17 protein-coding genes and 1 pseudogene are annotated in these 19,556 nt (G+C 59.0%); 7 read left to right on the top strand and 11 right to left on the bottom strand.

Going from position 1 to position 19,556, the window contains the following annotated elements; all coding sequences use genetic code 11:
- Positions 1-5 precede the first annotated feature (5 nt).
- The 6 genes from AC5P7I_RS16595 (at position 6) to AC5P7I_RS16620 (ending at position 6,918) form a co-directional block, all read left to right on the top strand.
- Positions 6-644, top strand: coding sequence for a hypothetical protein (locus AC5P7I_RS16595; protein WP_012478643.1), 639 nt, complete (start codon positions 6-8; stop codon positions 642-644).
- 39 nt (positions 645-683) lie between these two features.
- The gene (locus AC5P7I_RS16600) at positions 684-923 is read left to right on the top strand and encodes a hypothetical protein (protein ID WP_005414985.1); all 240 of its coding nucleotides are present in this window, start codon (positions 684-686) and stop codon (positions 921-923) included.
- Positions 924-1,088: 165 nt separating this feature from the next.
- The gene (locus tag AC5P7I_RS16605) at positions 1,089-2,423 is read left to right on the top strand and encodes an MFS transporter (protein ID WP_005414984.1); all 1,335 of its coding nucleotides are present in this window, start codon (positions 1,089-1,091) and stop codon (positions 2,421-2,423) included.
- A gap of 686 nt (positions 2,424-3,109) precedes the next feature.
- Positions 3,110-4,837 carry an ATP-dependent nuclease gene (locus AC5P7I_RS16610; protein WP_005414983.1) on the top strand — a complete coding sequence of 576 codons (1,728 nt, stop codon included), beginning with the start codon at positions 3,110-3,112 and terminating at the stop codon, positions 4,835-4,837.
- Positions 4,827-6,248 carry a UvrD-helicase domain-containing protein gene (locus tag AC5P7I_RS16615; protein ID WP_012478642.1) on the top strand — a complete coding sequence of 474 codons (1,422 nt, stop codon included), beginning with the start codon at positions 4,827-4,829 and terminating at the stop codon, positions 6,246-6,248. Before AC5P7I_RS16610 ends, AC5P7I_RS16615 begins: the two co-directional genes overlap by 11 nt.
- A 244-nt stretch (positions 6,249-6,492) precedes the next feature.
- Positions 6,493-6,918: a hypothetical protein gene (locus AC5P7I_RS16620; RefSeq protein ID WP_146033496.1), complete on the top strand. Its 426-nt coding sequence runs from the start codon at positions 6,493-6,495 to the stop codon at positions 6,916-6,918.
- On the opposite strand, the gene AC5P7I_RS16625 is transcribed toward AC5P7I_RS16620, so the two are convergent.
- The 7 genes from AC5P7I_RS16625 to AC5P7I_RS16655 form a co-directional block, all read right to left on the bottom strand.
- Entirely contained in the window at positions 6,881-8,953 is a 2,073-nt protein-coding gene (locus AC5P7I_RS16625; protein WP_005414981.1) for a hypothetical protein, read from the bottom strand. The two genes, AC5P7I_RS16620 and AC5P7I_RS16625, sit on opposite strands and share 38 nt — an antisense overlap.
- Before the next feature lie 38 nt (positions 8,954-8,991).
- The gene (locus AC5P7I_RS16630; protein ID WP_021204602.1) at positions 8,992-10,833 is read right to left on the bottom strand and encodes a hypothetical protein; all 1,842 of its coding nucleotides are present in this window, start codon (positions 10,831-10,833) and stop codon (positions 8,992-8,994) included.
- Positions 10,834-10,923: 90 nt separating this feature from the next.
- On the bottom strand, positions 10,924-12,225 hold the full coding sequence (locus AC5P7I_RS16635) for a tyrosine-type recombinase/integrase (RefSeq protein WP_012478638.1): 1,302 nt from the start codon (positions 12,223-12,225) through the stop codon (positions 10,924-10,926).
- A gap of 619 nt (positions 12,226-12,844) precedes the next feature.
- Positions 12,845-13,318, bottom strand: coding sequence for an NIF family HAD-type phosphatase (locus AC5P7I_RS16640; protein WP_021204601.1), 474 nt, complete (start codon positions 13,316-13,318; stop codon positions 12,845-12,847).
- A 118-nt stretch (positions 13,319-13,436) separates the two neighbouring features.
- Positions 13,437-14,225 carry a hypothetical protein gene (locus tag AC5P7I_RS16645; protein WP_232418926.1) on the bottom strand — a complete coding sequence of 263 codons (789 nt, stop codon included), beginning with the start codon at positions 14,223-14,225 and terminating at the stop codon, positions 13,437-13,439.
- 299 nt (positions 14,226-14,524) lie between these two features.
- Positions 14,525-15,616, bottom strand: a complete 1,092-nt coding sequence (locus AC5P7I_RS16650; RefSeq protein WP_021204599.1) for a PA0069 family radical SAM protein — start codon at positions 15,614-15,616, stop codon at positions 14,525-14,527.
- 150 nt (positions 15,617-15,766) lie between these two features.
- Positions 15,767-16,102, bottom strand: coding sequence for a hypothetical protein (locus AC5P7I_RS16655; protein WP_012478634.1), 336 nt, complete (start codon positions 16,100-16,102; stop codon positions 15,767-15,769).
- Between the two features lie 80 nt (positions 16,103-16,182).
- Between AC5P7I_RS16655 and AC5P7I_RS16660 the strand changes: the two genes are divergently transcribed.
- Positions 16,183-16,407 (top strand): helix-turn-helix domain-containing protein, encoded by a 225-nt coding sequence (locus tag AC5P7I_RS16660; protein WP_012478633.1) that lies wholly within the window; start codon positions 16,183-16,185, stop codon positions 16,405-16,407.
- A 159-nt stretch (positions 16,408-16,566) separates the two neighbouring features.
- Here AC5P7I_RS16660 and AC5P7I_RS16665 read toward each other — a convergent pair.
- The 4 genes and pseudogenes from AC5P7I_RS16665 to cls all read right to left on the bottom strand — a co-directional run.
- Positions 16,567-16,803 (bottom strand): annotated as a pseudogene (locus AC5P7I_RS16665) (PA0069 family radical SAM protein); the annotation flags it as partial.
- A gap of 142 nt (positions 16,804-16,945) precedes the next feature.
- Positions 16,946-17,689: a pyridoxine 5'-phosphate synthase gene (locus tag AC5P7I_RS16670; protein ID WP_014645413.1), complete on the bottom strand. Its 744-nt coding sequence runs from the start codon at positions 17,687-17,689 to the stop codon at positions 16,946-16,948.
- A gap of 9 nt (positions 17,690-17,698) precedes the next feature.
- Complete coding sequence (locus AC5P7I_RS16675) at positions 17,699-17,968, bottom strand: hypothetical protein (RefSeq protein WP_014645412.1); 270 nt, start codon at positions 17,966-17,968, stop codon at positions 17,699-17,701.
- 40 nt (positions 17,969-18,008) lie between these two features.
- Positions 18,009-19,469 carry a cardiolipin synthase gene (gene cls, locus AC5P7I_RS16680; RefSeq protein WP_014645411.1) on the bottom strand — a complete coding sequence of 487 codons (1,461 nt, stop codon included), beginning with the start codon at positions 19,467-19,469 and terminating at the stop codon, positions 18,009-18,011.
- Positions 19,470-19,556 lie beyond the last annotated feature (87 nt).

Consider the following 19,556-nt stretch of genomic DNA (forward strand, 5'->3'; position numbering starts at 1 on the left):
CCATCATGTCAATCACTATCAATCAACCACTTCCCACGACTGGCCGCCTGCTGAAGTCGACCCTTGTCGCTGCCGCCATTGCCGGCGCGCTTCTCGTTACGGCCGTTCTGCCGGCGGAGTACGGCATTGATCCCACCGGGATCGGCCGAGCGCTGGGCCTGACTGCCCTGGCAGACGGCGGAAGCACCGCCGCAGACCCGGCTACGCCGACGTCCTCGACAGCATCGGACGCAGCGACCACCTTGGCGGAAAAGGCTGCGGCTGCGTTCGGGGCGAACAAGGGGCAATCGCTTGATCCAGCCGCGGTATCGCTCACCAACGGTGAGCTTCGCCAGGACGCGATGACGATCACGCTGGAGCCGGGGAAAGGCAAAGAGGTCAAATCCCACATGGCTGCTGGCGCGGGAATTCTGTTCAGCTGGAAGGCGACCGGTGATGTAGCAGTCGATATGCATGGTGAGCGGCCCGACGTGAAGGGTGCATGGACCAGCTACGCCGTCGAAGCTGCGCAGCGGGAGGCGCACGGCACCTTCGTCGCGCCATTTGAAGGAACTCATGGGTGGTACTGGCAGAACCGAAGCGACACGCCGGTGACCGTGAGCATCGAACTTGTGGGCTACCAAGCCGACATCTATCAGCCGTAACACCCGGCACTTCGCCGACCCAACCCGAGGAGAAACAACATGAAAACTCATAGCGCAGTAATTGCCGGCCTGCTTTTCAGCATGTCCCTTTTCACCACGGCATCCGCTCATGATCCTGCCCTCCATGCCGATCCGGCTCCCCCGGCTGCTCCCAAGGCCAAGCCGACGACTTGCGAACAGCTTGCCGACCGTTCGAAGTACAAGGTGGACCTCAAGGATGCCCAGACCAAGGCGCTGAAGGAACGTTGCGACGCACAGGCAGCTCCGAAGAAGAAGTAAATCCACTCGGATTTAGCCAACGACCCTGCCATTCCGGCGGGGTCGTCACCTCGACCCGAACAGTGGTGGGCGTACACTCCGCCTGTCTGCCGCCTCTGCCCTGAATCCGGGCAAAAGGGCGCACACGGGTTGGTGCCGTCAGAACGTTGCTACCAGGACAATCCCATGCTCGAAGTACTGAGTCACCCGGCGTTTCGGCGCCTGTTTGGTGCCCAGATAGTCGCCCTGGTCGGAACCGGCTTGGCGACTGTCGCCCTTGCCCTCCTGGCCTACGACCTCGCTGGCAGCCAGGCCGGAGCGGTGTTGGGCACCGCGCTGGCGATCAAGATGGTCGTGTACGTGACCTTGGCGCCCGTTTCAGGAGCGTTGGTCCCTGCACGGCTGCGCAAGCGGGTGCTGATCGCACTCGATCTGGTTCGTGCGGTTGTGGCGGTCTGCCTGCCCTTCGTCACCGAGATCTGGCAGGTGTATGTCCTCATCGCTGTGCTGCAGTCGGCATCGGCATGTTTCACGCCGCTGTTTCAATCCACCATCCCCGAAATTCTTCAAGAAGAGCGTGATTACACCCGTGCGCTCTCACTTTCCCGATTGGCATATGACCTTGAAAGCCTGCTGAGCCCGGCGCTTGCTGCCGCACTGCTGACGATCATTAGCTTCCACGGGCTGTTCGCTGGTACCTCGGTAGGTTTCATCCTCTCGGCGCTGCTCGTCGCGTCCACCACCTTCCCGGCCCTCGCTGCGGTCTCTTCCAAGGACGGTCCCTATGCCCGAGCCATCCGTGGAATGCGAATCTACCTCCGCACACCGCGATTGCAGGGCCTGCTCGCGTTGAACCTCTGCGCCGCAGCCGGCGGCGCGATGGTGTTCGTCAATACGGTGGTTATGGTCCGCACCGTTCTGGGCGGGGCGGAGGAGCAGGTTGCATGGGCGCTGGCGGCCTTCGGAGGCGGGTCCATGCTGGTCGCACTTCTTCTTCCGAAGGTTCTCGACCGCATTTCGGACCGGACAGTAATGTTGGCTGCAGGACTGTTCATGTCAGTTGTCCTGGTTACCTTCCTTGGCGTCTGGTTTGCCCTGAAGGGACATCCCGGGTGGACGGCGGTCATTCCGGCCTGGACGCTGCTGGGCATGGCGTATGCCGGCTTGGTTACCCCCGGCGGGCGGCTGCTGCGGCGTTCGGCTGAGTCCGCCGATCTACCATTCCTCTTCGCTGCCCAATTTTCCCTATCGCATGTTTGCTGGTTGATCGCCTATCCACTCGCCGGGTGGGTTGGTGCGCGCTACGGCTTGCATGTTGCCTTGGCCGCCTTGGGGATTCTGGCCACACTCGGTTTGGTCGCCGCGTGGCGCAGATGGCCGGCGCACGATCCAGAGGAGATAGCGCATAAGCACGAACATCTTGCTGAGGACGACCCGCACCTCTTGGCACACCGAGACGTGGATGGCACGCACCGTCACCGGTTTGTCATCGATCAACTTCACACACGCTGGCCAGGCTGACCAAGGCGCCAGGCGGGCGGCGAGCACGGAGCTACCTACTTGCGAGTTTGGTCGCAGACGTACAAGTCCATGTCGACGTCATATCGACACGCGCGCCCACATTCGTAAGATCCCACTTCCTGCGCCCCTGGCAGTGGAGGGCTATTTCTCAGGGCGGCTATTGCAGCCGCCTGGCAATGCTCGAAGGTGTCGTAATCGCCATAAACAGCGTGACGGACTTCCTGAGTGGACGCGCCGGGCGGATAGACAAAGGCAGTCCAGCGCCCCTGGGACCCGCCGCAAGAAACCGCGACTATGGCGACGCCGACGGTTAAGGTTGTCCGACCGATGTCCATGGCCGAATCCTAGCACCGCCGCGCGCCGGGCGGACACCAGCTCAAGCCTATTCAGCTTCGCGAACCAATTTCCTTCGCTCAGGGAAGTCCGCTGTTGGCGATGAACGGACCTCCGTCGCCTGCAAGCGGGCAGGTGACCACGGAAGAAGCGACCTGGAACCGCTCTCTCAGTGTTGCCGCGTTACAGGTTAGGGAAGTTCGCGAAGCAGCTCGGCGTGGCGCCAAGTTCCACCAATGAGCCAATGACTGGCAGAACGCTTTAGGGCTAGGATTGCCTCAGGGGCGTAGTAGGAGTTGGTGTCAGTCTGCGTCCTACACGGACCGTTGACCAAGCCTCTTACAGGACGCCCCATGCCTCGAATTCGCCATTTGGCCATTCGGAACTTTCGATCCATCAAGGCGCTCGACTGGTCGCCCGCCCCGGGCATCAACTGTTTGATCGGTCCTGGCGATAGTGGCAAGTCCACCATCCTCGATGCCATCGACCTGTGCTTGGGTGCTCGACGAAGCATTTCCTTCGGCGACATGGACTTTTTTGACCTCGATGTCTCAGAGCCCATTCGTATTGCCGTGACATTCGGGGAACTGCCGGCATCGCTGATGGACATTGATGTCTATGGCGACTTCTTGCGAGGATTCGATTCGGTATTTGACACCCTAGAAGACGAACCCGCCGCGGGGTTGGAGACAGTGCTTACGCTGCTGCTTCAAGTCGGGGCGGACCTTGAGCCCAGCTGGACGCTGATCTCCGATAGGTCGCTTCAACAAGGCTTGGAACGAAGCCTGCCTTGGAAAGAACGCATCGTGTTAGCTCCGGCACGCATCGGCAGCTTTACAAGCTCCAACTTATCTTGGAGCCGCGGGTCGGTGCTCAACCGGCTAACAGACGAGCGCGCAGAATTGGGAGCCCAGCTCGCTCTAGCAGCGCGTCAGGCGCGCGCCAACTTTGGCGCTCAAGCATCGCCCCACCTGAGTCAGACACTCGGAATCGTCCGGACAACTGCCCAGAGCCTTGGAGTTGACGTCGGATCGATGCCGCAGGCCTTACTCGACTCGCACTCCGTCTCCATCGGCGAAGGCGCCATCGCGCTTCACAGCGAGGCAGGCATCCCCCTTCGGTCCCTTGGTACGGGTTCTTCTCGACTCTTGGTGACGGGACTTCAACGGGCCGCGGCGGAGTCAGCGCCGATTGCCTTGGTGGATGAGGTGGAATATGGGTTAGAGCCCCATCGGCTCATGCGGCTGCTGGATTCCTTGGGAGCCAAGGAGACGCCGCCGCCTCTCCAAGCGTTTCTCACAACACACTCCCCTGTGGCACTTCGTGAGCTTTCAGGTGAGCAGCTGCTTGTAGTTCGGCCACGACCGGCTGGCCATGTCGTCATTTCCGCTGGCTCGACCGACGAGATTCAAAGCACGCTGCGCACTGACCCGGAGGCCTTTCTGGCGAAGTCTGTGATTGTGTGCGAGGGAGCAAGCGAGGTAGGGTTTGTGCGTGGCCTCGATCTATGGGGGGTAGCCAGCAAAGAATCCTCTTTCTTGGCTTTAGGTGGTGCATACGTCAATGCAGGCGGAGGCACTCCGGACAACGCTTTTGCCCGAGCGACTGCGCTTATGGATCTGGGTTACCGAGTCCTCGTCTTCATAGACGCTGACAAACCTGCCGCTCCAGGTGTTGCAGAAGCATATCTTCAATCAGGCGGCAGCCTCGTGACTTGGCGGGCAGGAATGACGTTGGAGGACGAGCTGTTCCTCTGCCTTCCTGACACATCGATTGATGCCCTGCTCCTGAAGGCTAAAGAGCGTGTTGGCGAAGATCTTATGAACCAACAGCTGGTTGCCAAATCGAACGGTCTAACAACTTTGGCGTCCATCGAAGCGCTGAGGCCGAATTCACCCTATCCGCCTGATATTCGCGTACTGCTTGGCGAAGTCTCCCGTATCAAAAAGAATAGCTGGTTCAAGTCGCTTACGACTTACCAGTCAATCGTCCTGGATATCGTCTCTCGGGGCTACGCAAACGCGGACGCTAGCTTCAAGGCAGTAGTAGACCAACTCTGGGCCTTTACCCGTGCTGCCTGAAATCGATCTGCTAGCTATCCAACGCGGATCGATCACCGCCCCAGCAGGATGCGGCAAAACCCAGCTGATTGCCGAGGCGCTGGCATCCCACTCTGGGAACAGACCGATCCTTGTTCTGACTCACACAAATGCTGGCGTCACCGCGTTGAGGACACGCTTGAAACGCGCGGGGGTGCCCAGCTCTGCCTATCGGCTGTCGACGATTGATGGATTCGCTATGCGTCTCATCGCCAAGTTCCCGGCGCGCAGTGGCCATCATCCCCAACTCTTGGAGCTCAACAACGCGGGTAGCGACTACCCCGCGATCCGTGAATCATTCCGGCAACTCTTGGACTCGGGGCATATCGCTGCACCCATCGCAGCCACTTACGCCCGGCTTTTGGTTGACGAGTATCAGGATTGCAGCACCGTTCAGCACTCCATCGTGTCCACCCTCGCTGCGCTTTTGCCCACGTGCGTCCTCGGTGACCCTCTGCAGGCCATCTTCGGATTTGGCGGAAATCGGCTGGTTCACTGGGAACAAGACGTTCAATCGTCCTTCCCAGCAGCGGGTAGCCTTCGAACCCCTTGGCGCTGGCAAATTGCAGGTAATGAAGAGCTGGGCCAGTGGCTGCTATCCCAAAGGCATGCTCTTACGGCCGGCTTACCCATTGATCTAACTACGGCTCCGTCATCCGTTCGTTGGATCCAGCTGGTTGCCGGTAGTGAAGTGCAGCAAAGATTGACTGCGGCACGGACCAATGCGCCTGGTAGCCAAGGAACGGTTCTGGTAATTGGCGAGTCCATGAATGTTCAAGGCCGCCACCAACTCACCAGCCAAACGCCTGGGGCAATGGCGGTAGAAGCCGTGGACATGCGAGACCTCGTCAACTTCGCCAGGCAATTCAATCTTCAGGCTCCTAGTGCGCTGCAAGACTTGGCCACCTTCTCCGCTCTCATGATGACGGGCGTCGGCACGGCGAATCTAGTGACGCGTGTCGGTACCATTCGTAGAGGGAGAGCCAGGACACCTCCAACTCCTGTAGAAGCTGAGGCAGTCGCCTTTGAGTCCGAGCGGACCATGACGCGCGCCTTGCGGCTGGTGGACGCTTTGGCCGAACAGACAGGCACTCGGGTCTATCGGCCCGAGATTCTGCACTGCTGTCGATCAGCCATGCGAAGCGTTATCAACGGAGAGCAAGATCTATTAGGAGCCGCACTTCATGCCCGCGAGCGAAATCGTCACCTCAGCCGCCCCATTGCGCGCAGAGCAGTCGGCAGCACTCTCCTTCTGAAAGGTCTCGAGGCAGACATTGCCGTGGTCCTCTATCCGGAGAGCATGAGCGTGCAGAACCTCTATGTAGCCCTCACGCGTGGTGCGAAAGGGCTGGTGATCTGCTCCAGTACCCCAACGCTGACCCCGACCCCATAGCCTCAACCTAACCATTCTGCGCCCTATCAGGCACGAAGCTTTGCGGCGCTTCATCATTGCAATGGTCACAATGGACCTTGTCCCAAAGTCGTTGCTGAACATCTGGGTCTGAAGAACGTGGGTCTCGCCGGGCAGCGACTGCATCAGGATTGATTTCAAGGTTCTCCTTGTCCCACCTAGATGATTGGGCGGCGAAGGTGGCGTAGGCTATCTGCTTACCAATGATGCGTCAGCGGACAGCAGAATGAGCAGACCCAACTCAGTAGAGGATAAGGCATTGGCCGCTCTTGACCGCCTGGTGAAGCGACGCCCGACCAATGAACTGCTGAAGGCAAAGATGGCCGCAGGTCATCGGATCATCACGCCTACCGCGGTCGCGGCAGAGGCAGGAGTAAATAGAGGGAGCTTTGGATCAAGGCACGCTCGACTTGGGCACGTCTGGCTTAGAATTCAGGAGCTGGCTGAGGAGGAGAGGCGAGGCTCAGTAGCTGAAGAGCTCGCCAGGGTTAAGGCTGAGAACGCAAGGTTGAAGGCTCTGCTTTACAAGACCAACATCCACAACGCATCTCTCCAACTCGCAGTGTCCCGGCTTCAGAAGCAGAGTACCAAGAGAGACGATGGAGCAAATGTCGTCAACTTTCGCCGGAACGATCGGAAGCGTCCCCGGTAGCGTTGGATATCATCCTCAGCACTGCTCGACTCTGAACAACACGGCTCATAGCAATCTTGGAATACTGATCCCTAGAGTTGGTCCGCTCCATCTGGACAATGGCCTGATTTTTCAGGAGGCGATCCTCCCAAAAGTCCTTATGCTCTGGCAGGATGATGCAGCACTTGCACCCCGCGCACAGGCCGGGCGACCGTAGGCCGAAGTTCGGCGAGGCGCGGACAGTGAGGAGGCTTGCTTGTGGGTTGCAGCTGGAACGGTCAGGCAACATATCAATCAGGCAACTTGCGTAGGTCCCTGTCCATATCCGCAGGTCGGTGAGTTTCACGTATGCCACGGCCTTATCGATCGGCGTCTCTCCGTCCATCTTGGACAGTGCCTCGGTCATTGATTCGGCATGCTGCATGAGAAGACGCTGCGCCGGTCCACCTCCGATCGGCCTGCCGAGGGTGATTTGAACTAGGAACCGAGAGGTCTCCATGACTCTCTCTCCTTCCAAGTTCTCGAGCAGAGCCGCATCGTTTCCAATGTACCCTTGATCCGTGATCTGCTCGCTCATGTGACGGAAGTGCGTCCGTAGCGCTGGCATTAGTTCCGGCTTGGATCGGAACACATAGTGCGCAAAGGTGATCCTCCATCGCTGCGGGCGTAGGTACCTCACCTCGTAAACAGCTTGCGTCGTTTCGATGCCACGCTTCTTCGTGAGGGCTTCGACGGCAAACTCACGTTGCAGCAGAGAATTTCTGGATGCTGTCATTCGGCCGATTCCATCGGGACCCGATGGAAGGGACTTGGCGTGGGAGAAGCTGAGCATCAGTGACTTAGTGCCCGATAGTGCTCGCCAAGGCTCCATTAGCCGCACCAGCACCTCGACGGATTTCAGCACGATCGGCAGGTGATTCGTGCCCAACGGGCGCAGTCCGGCAGTCCACTCATGGCGAGTCGCTTCCCTTTTGGCGGAAATGCCACAGATGGAGAACACCTCCATTAGTCCGTCTAGCGACGTCACTGACTTGACCACACCGTGCTGTAGCGTCGGATCGTGGTCCAGGGAGAGGCCAATCAGCTCATGAGCTCGAATCCCGGTGCATCCCTGCAGCAAGACACTGCATGCGCTTTGAGTCATTAGTATTAGGCGTCTCAGGCCCTGAGTTCCGCTAATCTCGCGCTCGTCACCAGCGTCATCAATCCGATCTATGGTGGCCAATGGCTCATGCCAGGGTGTCAGTGTCCCTGGGATCGGGCTCATCTGGAACTCCTCGATGTGCCGTTTGATCTGACGAAAGCAGGCGATTCGTCTCGGTCCCGTAGCACTTCTTGCGTCGATCAGCATCGGGATGACCTCAGCCTGAAGTCTGATCACATCCTCCGAGCCGTACTCAATCCATTCACATGCGTAGGAAAGAATCGGTACCGAGATCTCGTCCGGGACAGGCATCAATCCACCCGTTCGAGCAAGCCCGAGCGGCTCTGTCACGACGTCGTAGGTCTTTCTTCCGTCAAACGGCGCTTCGCACGGTGCTTGTCCGCCTCTGGCGCGCAAGCTGTCCGCGATTTCGTAGATCTGTGTAAGTGGATGGATGAGTTTGTAGGCGGTCGCATGCGTCCACGCCCTGTCTCGACCGGCATCACTTCGGGCCGTCATGTACTGCTCTTCGAGACCTTCGACGTAGTCCCAGCTCATCGCCGTGGTGATATCGAAGAGGGAGTGGATCTCCCGCTCTCCCATGAACTTCACCAGCTCCCTCATGCCCATGTAAGTGCCAGGGATAGACCCAACCGTCATACGTACGGTGTCCTCAATGATGGCGGTCTTGAGGTAGCACTTCAGCTCAGAGAGCAGTCCTCTGTGCTTGTAGTCCGTGAGCAACTCTCCGCGTGCCACAGGGATTGCCCAGTCAACTGTGACAAACTCCTTCTGTTGGCCGACCGTGGTCTGGGCAAAGGTCCAGACATCACTGTCATAGTCAACTTGGAAGGAAGGATGCAGGGTCGCTGCCTGCGCTGTTTCGACCTTTCTTGCTGCGGGCATAGCCATATCTCTAGAATTGATTCGCTAGTGGCGGTACAGCCGGACTATTCAAGTCCAGGCAGGGGCGTCAGCATGATCATCATCGCTGATTGTCGATTCGCAGTTGTGCTCACTGCTGGGATCCATGAATCGCGGAGAGCGAGATAGGCATTCTCGAACTTTCGCCTCCAGATCTCGCTGCCGAGCTCTGCCCTGGCTTCTTCGTATAGCTCCTGCAGTTGAAGAAAGCGCGCGAGCGCGTAGGCTTCGTTTGGATCAGCTGCGGCGAGCGGGCATGCAGGACAGGAACCATAGCTGGTGCAGAGCTTTCCATGGCGCTGCCCTGGTTGAGGACTTTGGAATGGATCTGCACAGCAGAAGCCCTGCGTGGCTGCCGTTTGCTCACGATCACTTCGGGCGGAGCGTGTGTCGATCTTTCCATTTGAAGTCACCCAGCGCTCCTGTGCGGTCATGGCTCCTGCCAGCTGTTCCTTTTGCCGATGCTGCATCGTGGTTGTCTGGTAACTGTCTTGACCAGTTGACAGTAGCCGATGGCCTAGCATTGCTCGGAGCTCGAAGGCGTCGCCGTCGGTCAGCCCATCAACCGCTTCGGAGAACGCAAGCCTGTTTGCTTGAGAGCCAGAGTACTTAAGCCCCCTTCGTTTGCAGAACAACGTGATGTAACCGGTCACCCGCGTGGTCACGTCGTCGGTTCTGGCTGAGTAGGAGTCGATGTGCATTCCTCGGCGCTTGTGCCGCCCGCCTTCGGAAACTGCGTGGAGGAAGAAGTCATTGGCAAGCTCACCAGCAGCGTAGTCTCTGATTCGTTTGGTCCAAGCAATAACGAAACTGATCAATCTTTCAGGCGCTAGCGGGTGATCGCTAGCGGGGAAGGCTGCTCGCTGTGTCGCGCCCTGAGCGGAACTTCCAGCCCTGCGCTTGGAGGACTTGATCACCGTTCGCTTTTGTCCAAGCGGGTAGTGCTCCGATATGCCATTCAGGGTGAGTGTTCTAAGTGGCTGCTCGTTGAAGCCCGAGTGCATGGCTAGTACGAGAAAGAATGGGATCAGATCGCCGCCGATCGGGTGCGCTAGTCTCCTCAGACGGAAGTACTCGCTTTCGCTGATCTTTCCTACGCCTGGGAGCTTGTGAACCGCGCCTTGGCGAGGAAGATGACCGTCAAAGTTTGCCAATATTTGAGCAATTGCCTCTGCCGGATCGCTTAGCGATACAGCGTCGCCCTTTTTCTTCTGAGCGAGGGCACTGTGAACCCTATCTAGAAGCGGCCACACTTCGTCCATTGTCGATATGCATTCTTCGACCGCCGCCTTCATGACGTTGGCCCAAGCCGCACGGTCCAGCTCTTTCGGCTTGCTCTTCCGTGGCAGTCCTGCGAACGGCTTTGGCGGAATACGGATCACCTTCCACCGTGGATCCATCTCGTGCAGCGCAAGAACGACCTTCTTGAAGGTCCCGTAATAGTGGCGCTGGGTCTCCACCGAGAGAACTGTCGGGTGCGTGGTATCCCTACCTTTCAGATACGTTAGAAAGGACTCGCCGAGATCCATTGGAGTGTCGTCTGGGCCGCTTATCTTTACCCCTTTTACGGTTAGGTACTGCACCAGGCCACTCACGATGTTGTTAGCTGAAGAGGATCTAGTCGTCTCCCTGCTGTTCTTGTTAGCTCGGCAGAACGCCTCGGCGAAGAGCGGTGCCGCTGCACCTATGCCCTTCCACCGGCTGAGATTAACGATGTTGTCGCGCAGGTCTCCGGCGCGCCTGAACGCGACTTCTAGGCGACCAGCGCTCTCGCGGACATCCCATTTCTTTGTGTTGCCTACCTTTTCCTCAACTACTACGGCGTGCCGCAGCTGGGCGGATCTTCTTCCTGCCACGTAACGCTCCAATCCGTGTTCAATCTGATTTGATAAGGTGAGTCGGTCACATGCGAGGAGTAGTGCGTATGCTGGCCGTGGAGCCGTGTGAGCTCCAACTCGTCAGGCCTCGACGCCGATTCGCATAAAGGGTTGACCTTCAAGGTGCAGTCTGATCGATTCCCTGGTTTCGCTCTCGAATGCGTTCGCGCTTCGCAGGTAGATGGACTCAGTCGTATCCCTGAGACTGTGTCCCAGTACCGACTGAACATACTTGATCGCATCCATGTCACCGTTTGCGCGCTTCTCCATGTACGTGTACAAGGCGAAGGTGTGTCGAAGGGCGTGAATGGTTATTCGCTCGCGCTGCGTGGATTCGTAGCGAGCCAGGTCACGCTCTTTGGAGAGCCGTTTGAGCAGCCTGTCCTTGGCCTGGGCGAAATGCCGGTCGAAGATCTGCGGGGTTATCGGATTGCCCGCATGCTTGCGGTTGTTTGCGTCGAGGACGAATAGGACGCCGTGATCCTCGAGCTTGTGGTATCCCAGTCGGAGGTCAACGAGGCGCTGCCGAACACCTTTGGCATAGCGCTTCAACGCGTTGAGTAGCCAGACTGGAACGGGAACATTGCGCTTCTTGTTACCTTTCCCGAGCACGGGGATGGCGACTGCAGTGAGAGGATCGCGCCCTTCCGTACGGGCCTGAAGGATGGTTTTCGCTTTGAGATCGCACACTTCCGCCCGCCTCAGTCCTGCTTGATAGCAAAGCTCAGCCATCAATCGCTGCGCCGTGGTTGCGTATGCCAGTTCAACCAGACCGTTTCGCTCGAGCACAGGGTTTGGACCTAGTTCGTCAAGAATACCGACGACGGTCTCGGGATGGAGCGCAGTGATGAGTTCGTCAGCGTCGTTCAGCCCGGGAAGGTCGACGCCAACGTCGAGAACTTGAACAGTTCCTCGCTTCGTCTGCTTGCTCAGCAGCGCTGGTGCCTTCCTCAGGTATCCCCGTTTCACGCAGAATGCGATTAGCTTGGTCACGGTCGACCATCTTCGATGAATAGTCGCGGCGGCGAGCTTATCCAAGGTCACCGCAGAGTCCAGGTCAGTCAAGGTGTCCGCATAGGATCTGAGGAGATCCTCATCTACGTCGGAAACGAGCTTTTTTCTTGCGTCAAGAAAGTGATGGAAGTCGGTGAGGTCAGCCGCGATAGCTGCGGTTGTGTTCTTGCTGCAGGCAAGCTTTGGCTTTGGACCGATCGTTAGATGGGCATCTGCAAAGAATTCAAAAGCGGGCTGAACGATCGTTCCATCAGACCTGCTGACCAAAAAGCAGAAGCCTTCGGGTAAGGGTACGCCTTGCGCACACTTGATTCCTGTCGCTTCCGAAGCGATTGCACGTGCGGTGCATATTTCGACGTCATAGACCATGGCGCCGAAAGCTATCAGGTATACGGAAAGTTTTTTTTGCTGTGAGCCTTACGGTACGTTAACAACTGAAATGAGAATCATGCCTACTTTTTACTTCCATTGATTCATATATTTACGCGTGATCGTGACCCTACTGGTACGCTCGGTGTGAAGGAAGACCTGCTCGCTGGTACGGGGGAAGTGCGCAACAGAGAGGTGGGTTCGTTCGTCGCGCAGGCTAGATTTGCTCCTTCAGTACCAATGTTGGTGTCCGCTTGGCGCGGCAATCGGTAGCGCGCGGTCAATGGCTACCCAAGGCTGGCAGTGAGTTGACATCATCAATCGGGAGACGCCGCGGTTGCTACTGCGCGTTCTTTAGGGAAGCGTGTTGGCTGGGCAGTGGGTACGCCTGGAGCTACCGATTCAATTGCTGCCGGCAAAGGTAAGGTTGCCGCAACGCCACTGCACCACTTTTGATTGCTGGCAACCTTTGGTTGGCCGTCTCCGGGTTCTCCGGAGCGACGCTATCAAAGAGTTTCTCGAGTGCTGCCCGCGTGCTGATCCCTAACTGTGCCGAATGTGCGAGAGGACGGCCGCTGCATACGCGCTCTTTCAACGAGCCATCGAGACAACGCGCTGCTCAGCCATGATCGGCGATCATGTGGCCAAGGTCGGATGCACTCTGCAGTTCAATGATGCGATCGGTCAGGCGTTCAGCTGCGATCTGCAACCCGTCATCGTCTGACGAGTACGGGGAGCCGAACAGCGGGATCTCGACCCACAGTCTCTCCTGCCCATCATGCACATAGGGGCCATGGTCATCCAAGAGAAGGGCTTCACCCACGTGGGGGGAGACATAGGAAAGATCCTTTGTCCTTCCAGACCAGTGGATGTATCGAAGCTCGACAAACCATGCCGGAACACTGCCTTCCCTAGCCAGGAGTCCGGCAATTCTTCTTGCAAGTGCCTCGGGAACCGTAGTGAACAGTACAAGTTCCTCGAACTGCGATCGGACATCCTCTAGGAACCGGTGAAGCCCAGGGCGAGGAATCTGACTGACTGCGTTGGAGATGAGCGTGCCTTCGAGGTCCAGTGCCAGGATGGTTGGCTTCATTGGGAGTTCCTGTCTAAGCTTCTAAGCCTGAGTAAACGCATCGGTAGGTAGCTATCCATGGCGTGGGTCACAGGGTACCGGTTCGGGCTACGCCCCTCTGAAACTTTGCCCAACCACTTCACTTCCGTTGGATTGCTTCTGAGACCTCTACGGCCCAACGCGAGGTGTGGATGATCCTGGTCTCCTGCAGCTGCTCTTGAAGGATCTGGCGTTTGGTGAGCTGAGACACCGCCTCCCACTCGTTCCTGAAGATGTAAGTGGCATTGCCTGACTCGGGACTCTCGAACACGTATCGATTCCTTCCCGTGAACCCAAAAACGATGTACTCACTGAAACCGCCTAATCCGACTGCCATGAAGTCGGGCTCGTGACGAGTGATGGTCCGGATGCGCTGCTTAGCGACTGCGCGGTCGCTGTCGGTCAACTGCTTCAGATAACTATCCAATACCTGCATCGCTCTATCGAACGGGAACTTCCCCGGAGGGAGAATGCGCCAGTTGATCTTCTCGACCCTGACCGGCACCGCGAGGTCCGGGTCAACGATTTCGAAGTGTTGGAAGCATTCCAGGTAGATGTTGAGGAGGTTTGCAATGCTCTCTTCTGGCTCCGTCCGGTCAATGATCCTAGTAGCCATTGCGATACCACTGTCTGTATCTACAGCAGTGAGGAATTCACCAGGTGGTGCAACGTATTCCCTGGGATAGGTCTCATAGGATCTTGTCTGAGTACCGTGGTGAGTGTGTCCGTGCCAGTCCTTCCACGAGGTATTGATTGATCGAGACTTGGTGACCATCGGAAGGTCCTTTCGGATGATCTCTTTGCCTCGGGCATTGAATAACGTCGCGGGTCCTTCGGCGCTTGGCACAATGGAAGCGCCTGCGAGCGGAAGGTCGTCGAATCCCAGCATCGCCGCTTGGTGTTCTGTGAGTGGGCCGCTAAGAATGCGAAACTGTGGCAGCCGCTCAATCGTGCTTCGGTAGACTGATAAACCTCTCACTTGCTTGGGCATACGCTGGTCCTTTTCATGAGGAAGCGGGATAACCAAATATGTTTGGAAAGCCGTCTAAGCTTGCTGCGGAGGAGATGCTATTTCCTTTTCGGGGAGATGGTATCAGTACTCAGAAACCTAGGACGCTCTGTCCCTGTAGGCGCCGCTCGGACTGCATCCATAGCTTTGTACTGATGCTAGCCTCGTTTTCCGTTCGGCTAGAAAAGTTGCCCCTGTGGCGACTTGTCTTGGGGAGGTTGAAAAAGATGAGTGGCCAGCGCTGGCAGCCTAGTGAAACCGAGTTCACGATGCTTCTTTTCAAAGCGCTTCCGGATCAAGTCCGCTACAGGGCCAGTTCCGGACATCCTGGTGCCAAAGCTGGCGTCATACTCCTTTCCACCATGCATCTGTCGCATCAAGCTAAGCACGTGCGCAGCGCGGTCCGGATAGTGCAGCTCGAGCCATTCTCTCCAAATGTCCTTAATCTCGTTGGGTAGCCTGAGAAGCACGTAGCCTGCTGCCCGAGCGCCGTGTTCGTGAGCAGCCTCAAGGATGGCTTCTAGGTCATGGTCGGTGATCATGGGAATGACCGGCGCGATCAAAACCCCTACCGGTACTCCTGCCTCGTGCAGCTGATTCATTGCTCGCAGCCTTGCGTGGGGAGCAGCAGCTCGTGGTTCCAGTTTTGCAGATAGCTTCCTGTCGAGCGTGGTGACCGAGAAGTAGACCGTAACCAACCGATCCTTGGCCATCGACGCCAGCAGTTCGACGTCCCTGGTGATCAAGGCACTCTTGGTGACGAAGCTCACCGGATGCTTGGCATCAGCAAGCACCTCAAGGCATTGGCGTGTAATTTGGTAATTCCTTTCAATCGGCTGATAGCCGTCTGTGTTTATCCCCAACGCAATCGGGGTGCACTTGTAGTTCGACTTGCTAATTTCTGCTCTGAGGCGCTCCGGGGCATTTGTCTTTGCAAACAGGCGCGTCTCGAAGTCTAAGCCTGGTGAAAGGCTCAAGTAGGAGTGAGAAGGGCGAGCAAAACAGTAAACACAGCCATGCTCGCAGCCGCGGTACGGGTTGACCGACGCGCTAAAGCCAACGTCAGGGGATGAGTTGTGGCTGATCACTGTGCGCGCTCGCTCTTCCTGCACCTGAGTTCTCAGCGGTGGCGCGTCTTCCATCTCCTGGTAGACCGACTCCCAGCCGTCGTCGACTCCCACTGTTGCAGTGGTATCGAAACGGCTTGGGACACGCGATGCGGCCCCTCTGCCTTTGAGGGGAACTTGGGCCTTTCGAGCATCCTGTTCCATGGCGACAACTTGGGAAGGTCGGGCCGTTAGTATTATTGCTAACCACAGGCGCCGCAACACCGTGAAATTCAGCTAGCTGTAGGCCATACGGTCGTTTGGCGAGTAGGTTCTGCCCAGGCTTATCCACAGCTTCGGCTGGCAAGGCCTTTATCAGCTGCGTTGGCCATGGAGCGCTTTGGCTTCCGCCAAGAAGATCTGCATCAATGCCCGCGATCGACGTGTTGCTGCAGGCAGTGGAATGCCCAACTGTGCGCAGAGCGAAGTCGCATATGCCATCTGTGCACCCGTGGGCGGCTTGATGTCCCAATCCGTTAGCTGGGGGATGAGCTTTGAGAGCTCTTCTGCCAGGCGGTACTCAAAGCCTCTTGCTTGCCCTTCCTCTTCTTGCATTCGACGCATCTGCATAGCGACCTGCTCCCTGCCCATGGGAGAAAAGGGAAGCTCAAGAGTGAACTCCAGTTCCGGACATACGAGGTAAAAGTTCATGGGAGATGCAATTAGTACTTATAAGTAGACTACCTTTAGAGGCGTAGTCTTTAAAGTACTGGAACCACAAGCTGCTTCGTATGGTCGAGCATACGAACCAAGCGAAACTTGCAGATGTGATCCGCGCGCATCGCATTGATCTGGGTGTCAGCCAAGAAGCCTTTGCTGACCACATCCAGATGCACCGCGCCTACTACAGCAAGATCGAGCGTGGCGAAAAGAACCTCACTCTCGCTACCTTGGAGCGAGTTGCTAAAGGCATGGGTACCTCGATGTCGGCCCTGCTGCGCGCCGCAGGGCTCTAACACTCTTTGCAGACCACGAAGGTTGGCCAACCTCTCCAGGATGGGCGTGTTTGGCCGGCACTGCGCGGGGGATTGTGCCGATAGCAATGTGTTTACTGATTATTCTCTAACCTGTTGATCTATATGGATTTATCTAGTGAACAATCAGGGGGTATTGATACCGTGCTCGCAACCGCGGTAGGGATTCACCGATTGACTGAAGCCGACGTCGGGCGAGTTGTTGCGGGTGATGATGCTGCGCGCGGTTTCGGCGCGTACTTCGGTGCGCAGGCGCGGGGCGAGGAACTCTTCGCTTTCGTCGACCGCCCAGCCGTCGTCCACCGCCTCGCTGACGGTGCCTTCAAAGCGCCCGGCAAGGTGGGACGTGGAACCTCGGCCCTTGATCGCAATACCCATTGCGGCAGGGTACGTCGTGGCCGTCTCAATGGCTGCGACGGCCGCCTGAAGGGTTCAGGGCGAGGCTGAGCCGAGCATGGACTCGGCTCTACAGTTGATGCAGAGACCTTGTGGAGCCGAGCCTACGCTCGGCTGCAATGCATCAAAGCAGCGCCAGGTACCCGCGCACGGTGGCATCCAGCCCGTCATACAGTGCCTCGCCGATCAGCGCGTGACCGATCGACACCTCCAGCACCTCCGGCACATGGGCCAGGAAGTCGCGCAGGTTGTCCTGCGACAGGTCGTGGCCAGCATTGACACCCAGGCCGACGGCCTGCGCTCGTCGGGCAGCAGTGGCGAACAGCGCCAGCATCGCATCGGCATCGCCCGCCGCATGCGCCTCTGCATAGGGCCCGGTATACAGCTCGATGCGGTCCGCCCCCACCTCAGCTGCCTGCTCCAGCAATGGGTTGCCCGCGTCAACAAACAGGCTGACCCGACACCCCATGGCCTTCAGCGCAGCCACCAGCGGACGCAGGCGCTCGGCATCGCGTTCGAAGTCGAAACCGTGGTCGGAGGTGATCTGGCCATCATCATCGGGGACCAGGGTGGCCTGCGCCGGACGGGTCTGTTCGCACAGCGGCAGCAGCCCCGGGTAGCCCTCGCGCGGCGGCGCGAACGGATTGCCTTCGATGTTGAATTCAACGCCACGCGCGCGGGTCAGCGTGGACAGGGCCAGCACGTCCTCGGCGGTGATATGCCGGCGGTCCGGCCGCGGATGCACGGTGATGCCATGCGCGCCGGCATCCAGGCAGGCCTGGGCGGCGCGCACCACGTCCGGTTCGGCGCCGCCGCGCGAATTGCGCAGGACGGCGATCTTGTTGACGTTGACGCTGAGCTGGGTCATGGAACGGGACTACTTGGAAAGAGGGGACGGGTCGTGGTCGTTGTGGTCATCAGTGCGGCGGGCCTGGGCCTGTTCGCGCAGGCGGCGCAGCTCCTCGGCATCGATCAGCGTGGCCGGGTCGCGCTGCAGGTCACCGAAGCGGGCCACGTAGCGGCCGCGCACCCAGGCCAGCAGGAAGCCGAGCGCCGCCAGCAGGCACAGGGTCATCAACCCCGCGCTCGGGGTCTTCAGGGCGAAGGCAAAGCAGCCCAGCGCCAGCAGCAGGTACAACCAGTACATAGTCGGGCTCCCCGGATGATCGCCGCAGTGTAGCGCTGCGTCAGAGCAGCGGCGAGGCCAGCCGGGCGAAGGCCTCGGGCAGGCGGTGCAGCCACAGCGAGCGGCCGGCCTGGTCGTGCACCCGCGTGGAACGGTCGAATTCGCCCTGCAGCAGTTCGGCCAGTGCAGCGACGCGGTCACGGTCGCTGATCATCATCGACAGTTCGAAGTTCAGCCGGAAGCTGCGGTGGTCGAAGTTGGCGCTGCCGACGATGCAGACATCGTCGTCGGCGATGAACGCCTTGGTATGCAGCATGCGCGGGCCGTACTCGTAGATCTTCACGCCCGCGTGCAGCAGTTCGTCGAAGTAGGACCGTGCGGCCTGGGTGACGAACCAGGAGTCGCTCATCTTCGGCACCAGCAGGCGCACGTCCAGGCCGCCCAGCGCGGCCGAGGTCAGCGCCATCCTCGCTGCTTCACCGGGCACGAAGTAGGGCGTCACCAGCCACACGCGCTCGTGTGCTTCCTGGATCGCCGCCACGTGCAGGCGGTGGATGGTCTCCCAGCCCGAGTCGGGCCCGGACACCAGCACCTGGGCGCTGATCGATCCATCCGCACGCAGCGGCATGTCGGCCGGCCACAGGCGGGCGATGTCGAAACGCGAGTGGTCCTGGCCACTGGCATAGAGCCAGTCCTCGGCGAACACCAGCTGCAGGCTGCGCACCACGTGGCCGCGGATACGCATGTGCAGGTCGCGGTAAGCGTCGGGCCTGCGGCTCTCGTCTTCCTCGTCAGTGATGTTGATGCCGCCGGTGAAGGCGAGGCGACCGTCGACGATCACCAGCTTGCGGTGGGTGCGCAGGTTCAGCCACGGGCGCTTGAACGGCTTCAGCAGCTGTCGCGGATGGAACCAGATCGCTTCGCCGCCGGCGTCCAGCAGTGGCTGCAGGAAGCGCCGGGGCAGGGCGGAAGAGCCCACCGCATCCAGCAGCAGGCGCACCTGCACACCGGCCTGCGCACGTTCGACCAGGGCATCGCGCAGTGCGGTGCCGGCATGGTCGGGGTTGAAGATGTAGTACTCCAGGTGCACGTGGTCGCGCGCCTGTGCGATCGCGTCGAGCAGCGCGGCATAGGTGGCTGCGCCGTCGACCAGCCAGGTCACCTCGGTGGCACTGCTGGGCGCCAGTCCGGTGGTGGCCTGGGCAACCTTGGCCAGCTCGGTGCAGTCCGAATCGGGCGGGCAGACATCGCTGTAGTGCTCCATGCCCGAGCGTGCACGGCCACGACGCAGCCGTTGCCGCTTCACCTTCTGCGGCCCCAGCAGGTAGTAGATGAAGAGCCCGAGGTAGGGCAGCAGTGCCAGCGAAAGGATCCAGCTCAGCGTGGCCACCGGCTCGCGCTTCTGCAGCATGATCCAGCCCGCCAGCGCGAACAGGTAGAGCAGGTAGGCCACCGCCAGGATCGTGCCGAGGTGGGCGATGCCGTCGAGCCAATGGCGCAGGGAGTCGAAGAGGGCGAGCATCCGCCGATCATAGCGGCGCCTGCTGCCGGATGGGGTCGGATGGGCTCAGATCCCTTTCCTCAGGAAAAGGGATCTGACCCCAACCCG

This window comes from Stenotrophomonas sp. YJH_SMC_138 (assembly GCF_059369855.1).

Coding starts and splice junctions, on each gene's coding strand:
- AC5P7I_RS16635 (WP_012478638.1), bottom strand. CDS start 12,225: ATGGTCTATGACGTCGAAATATGCACCGCACGTGCAATCGCTTCGGAA.
- AC5P7I_RS16650 (WP_021204599.1), bottom strand. CDS start 15,616: ATGGAACAGGATGCTCGAAAGGCCCAAGTTCCCCTCAAAGGCAGAGGG.
- AC5P7I_RS16605 (WP_005414984.1), top strand. CDS start 1,089: ATGCTCGAAGTACTGAGTCACCCGGCGTTTCGGCGCCTGTTTGGTGCC.
- AC5P7I_RS16610 (WP_005414983.1), top strand. CDS start 3,110: ATGCCTCGAATTCGCCATTTGGCCATTCGGAACTTTCGATCCATCAAG.
- AC5P7I_RS16600 (WP_005414985.1), top strand. CDS start 684: ATGAAAACTCATAGCGCAGTAATTGCCGGCCTGCTTTTCAGCATGTCC.
- AC5P7I_RS16645 (WP_232418926.1), bottom strand. CDS start 14,225: ATGCTGGGATTCGACGACCTTCCGCTCGCAGGCGCTTCCATTGTGCCA.
- AC5P7I_RS16655 (WP_012478634.1), bottom strand. CDS start 16,102: ATGAACTTTTACCTCGTATGTCCGGAACTGGAGTTCACTCTTGAGCTT.
- AC5P7I_RS16620 (WP_146033496.1), top strand. CDS start 6,493: ATGAGCAGACCCAACTCAGTAGAGGATAAGGCATTGGCCGCTCTTGAC.
- AC5P7I_RS16670 (WP_014645413.1), bottom strand. CDS start 17,689: ATGACCCAGCTCAGCGTCAACGTCAACAAGATCGCCGTCCTGCGCAAT.
- AC5P7I_RS16595 (WP_012478643.1), top strand. CDS start 6: ATGTCAATCACTATCAATCAACCACTTCCCACGACTGGCCGCCTGCTG.
- AC5P7I_RS16640 (WP_021204601.1), bottom strand. CDS start 13,318: ATGAAGCCAACCATCCTGGCACTGGACCTCGAAGGCACGCTCATCTCC.
- AC5P7I_RS16660 (WP_012478633.1), top strand. CDS start 16,183: ATGGTCGAGCATACGAACCAAGCGAAACTTGCAGATGTGATCCGCGCG.
- AC5P7I_RS16625 (WP_005414981.1), bottom strand. CDS start 8,953: ATGGCTATGCCCGCAGCAAGAAAGGTCGAAACAGCGCAGGCAGCGACC.
- AC5P7I_RS16675 (WP_014645412.1), bottom strand. CDS start 17,968: ATGTACTGGTTGTACCTGCTGCTGGCGCTGGGCTGCTTTGCCTTCGCC.
- cls (WP_014645411.1), bottom strand. CDS start 19,469: ATGCTCGCCCTCTTCGACTCCCTGCGCCATTGGCTCGACGGCATCGCC.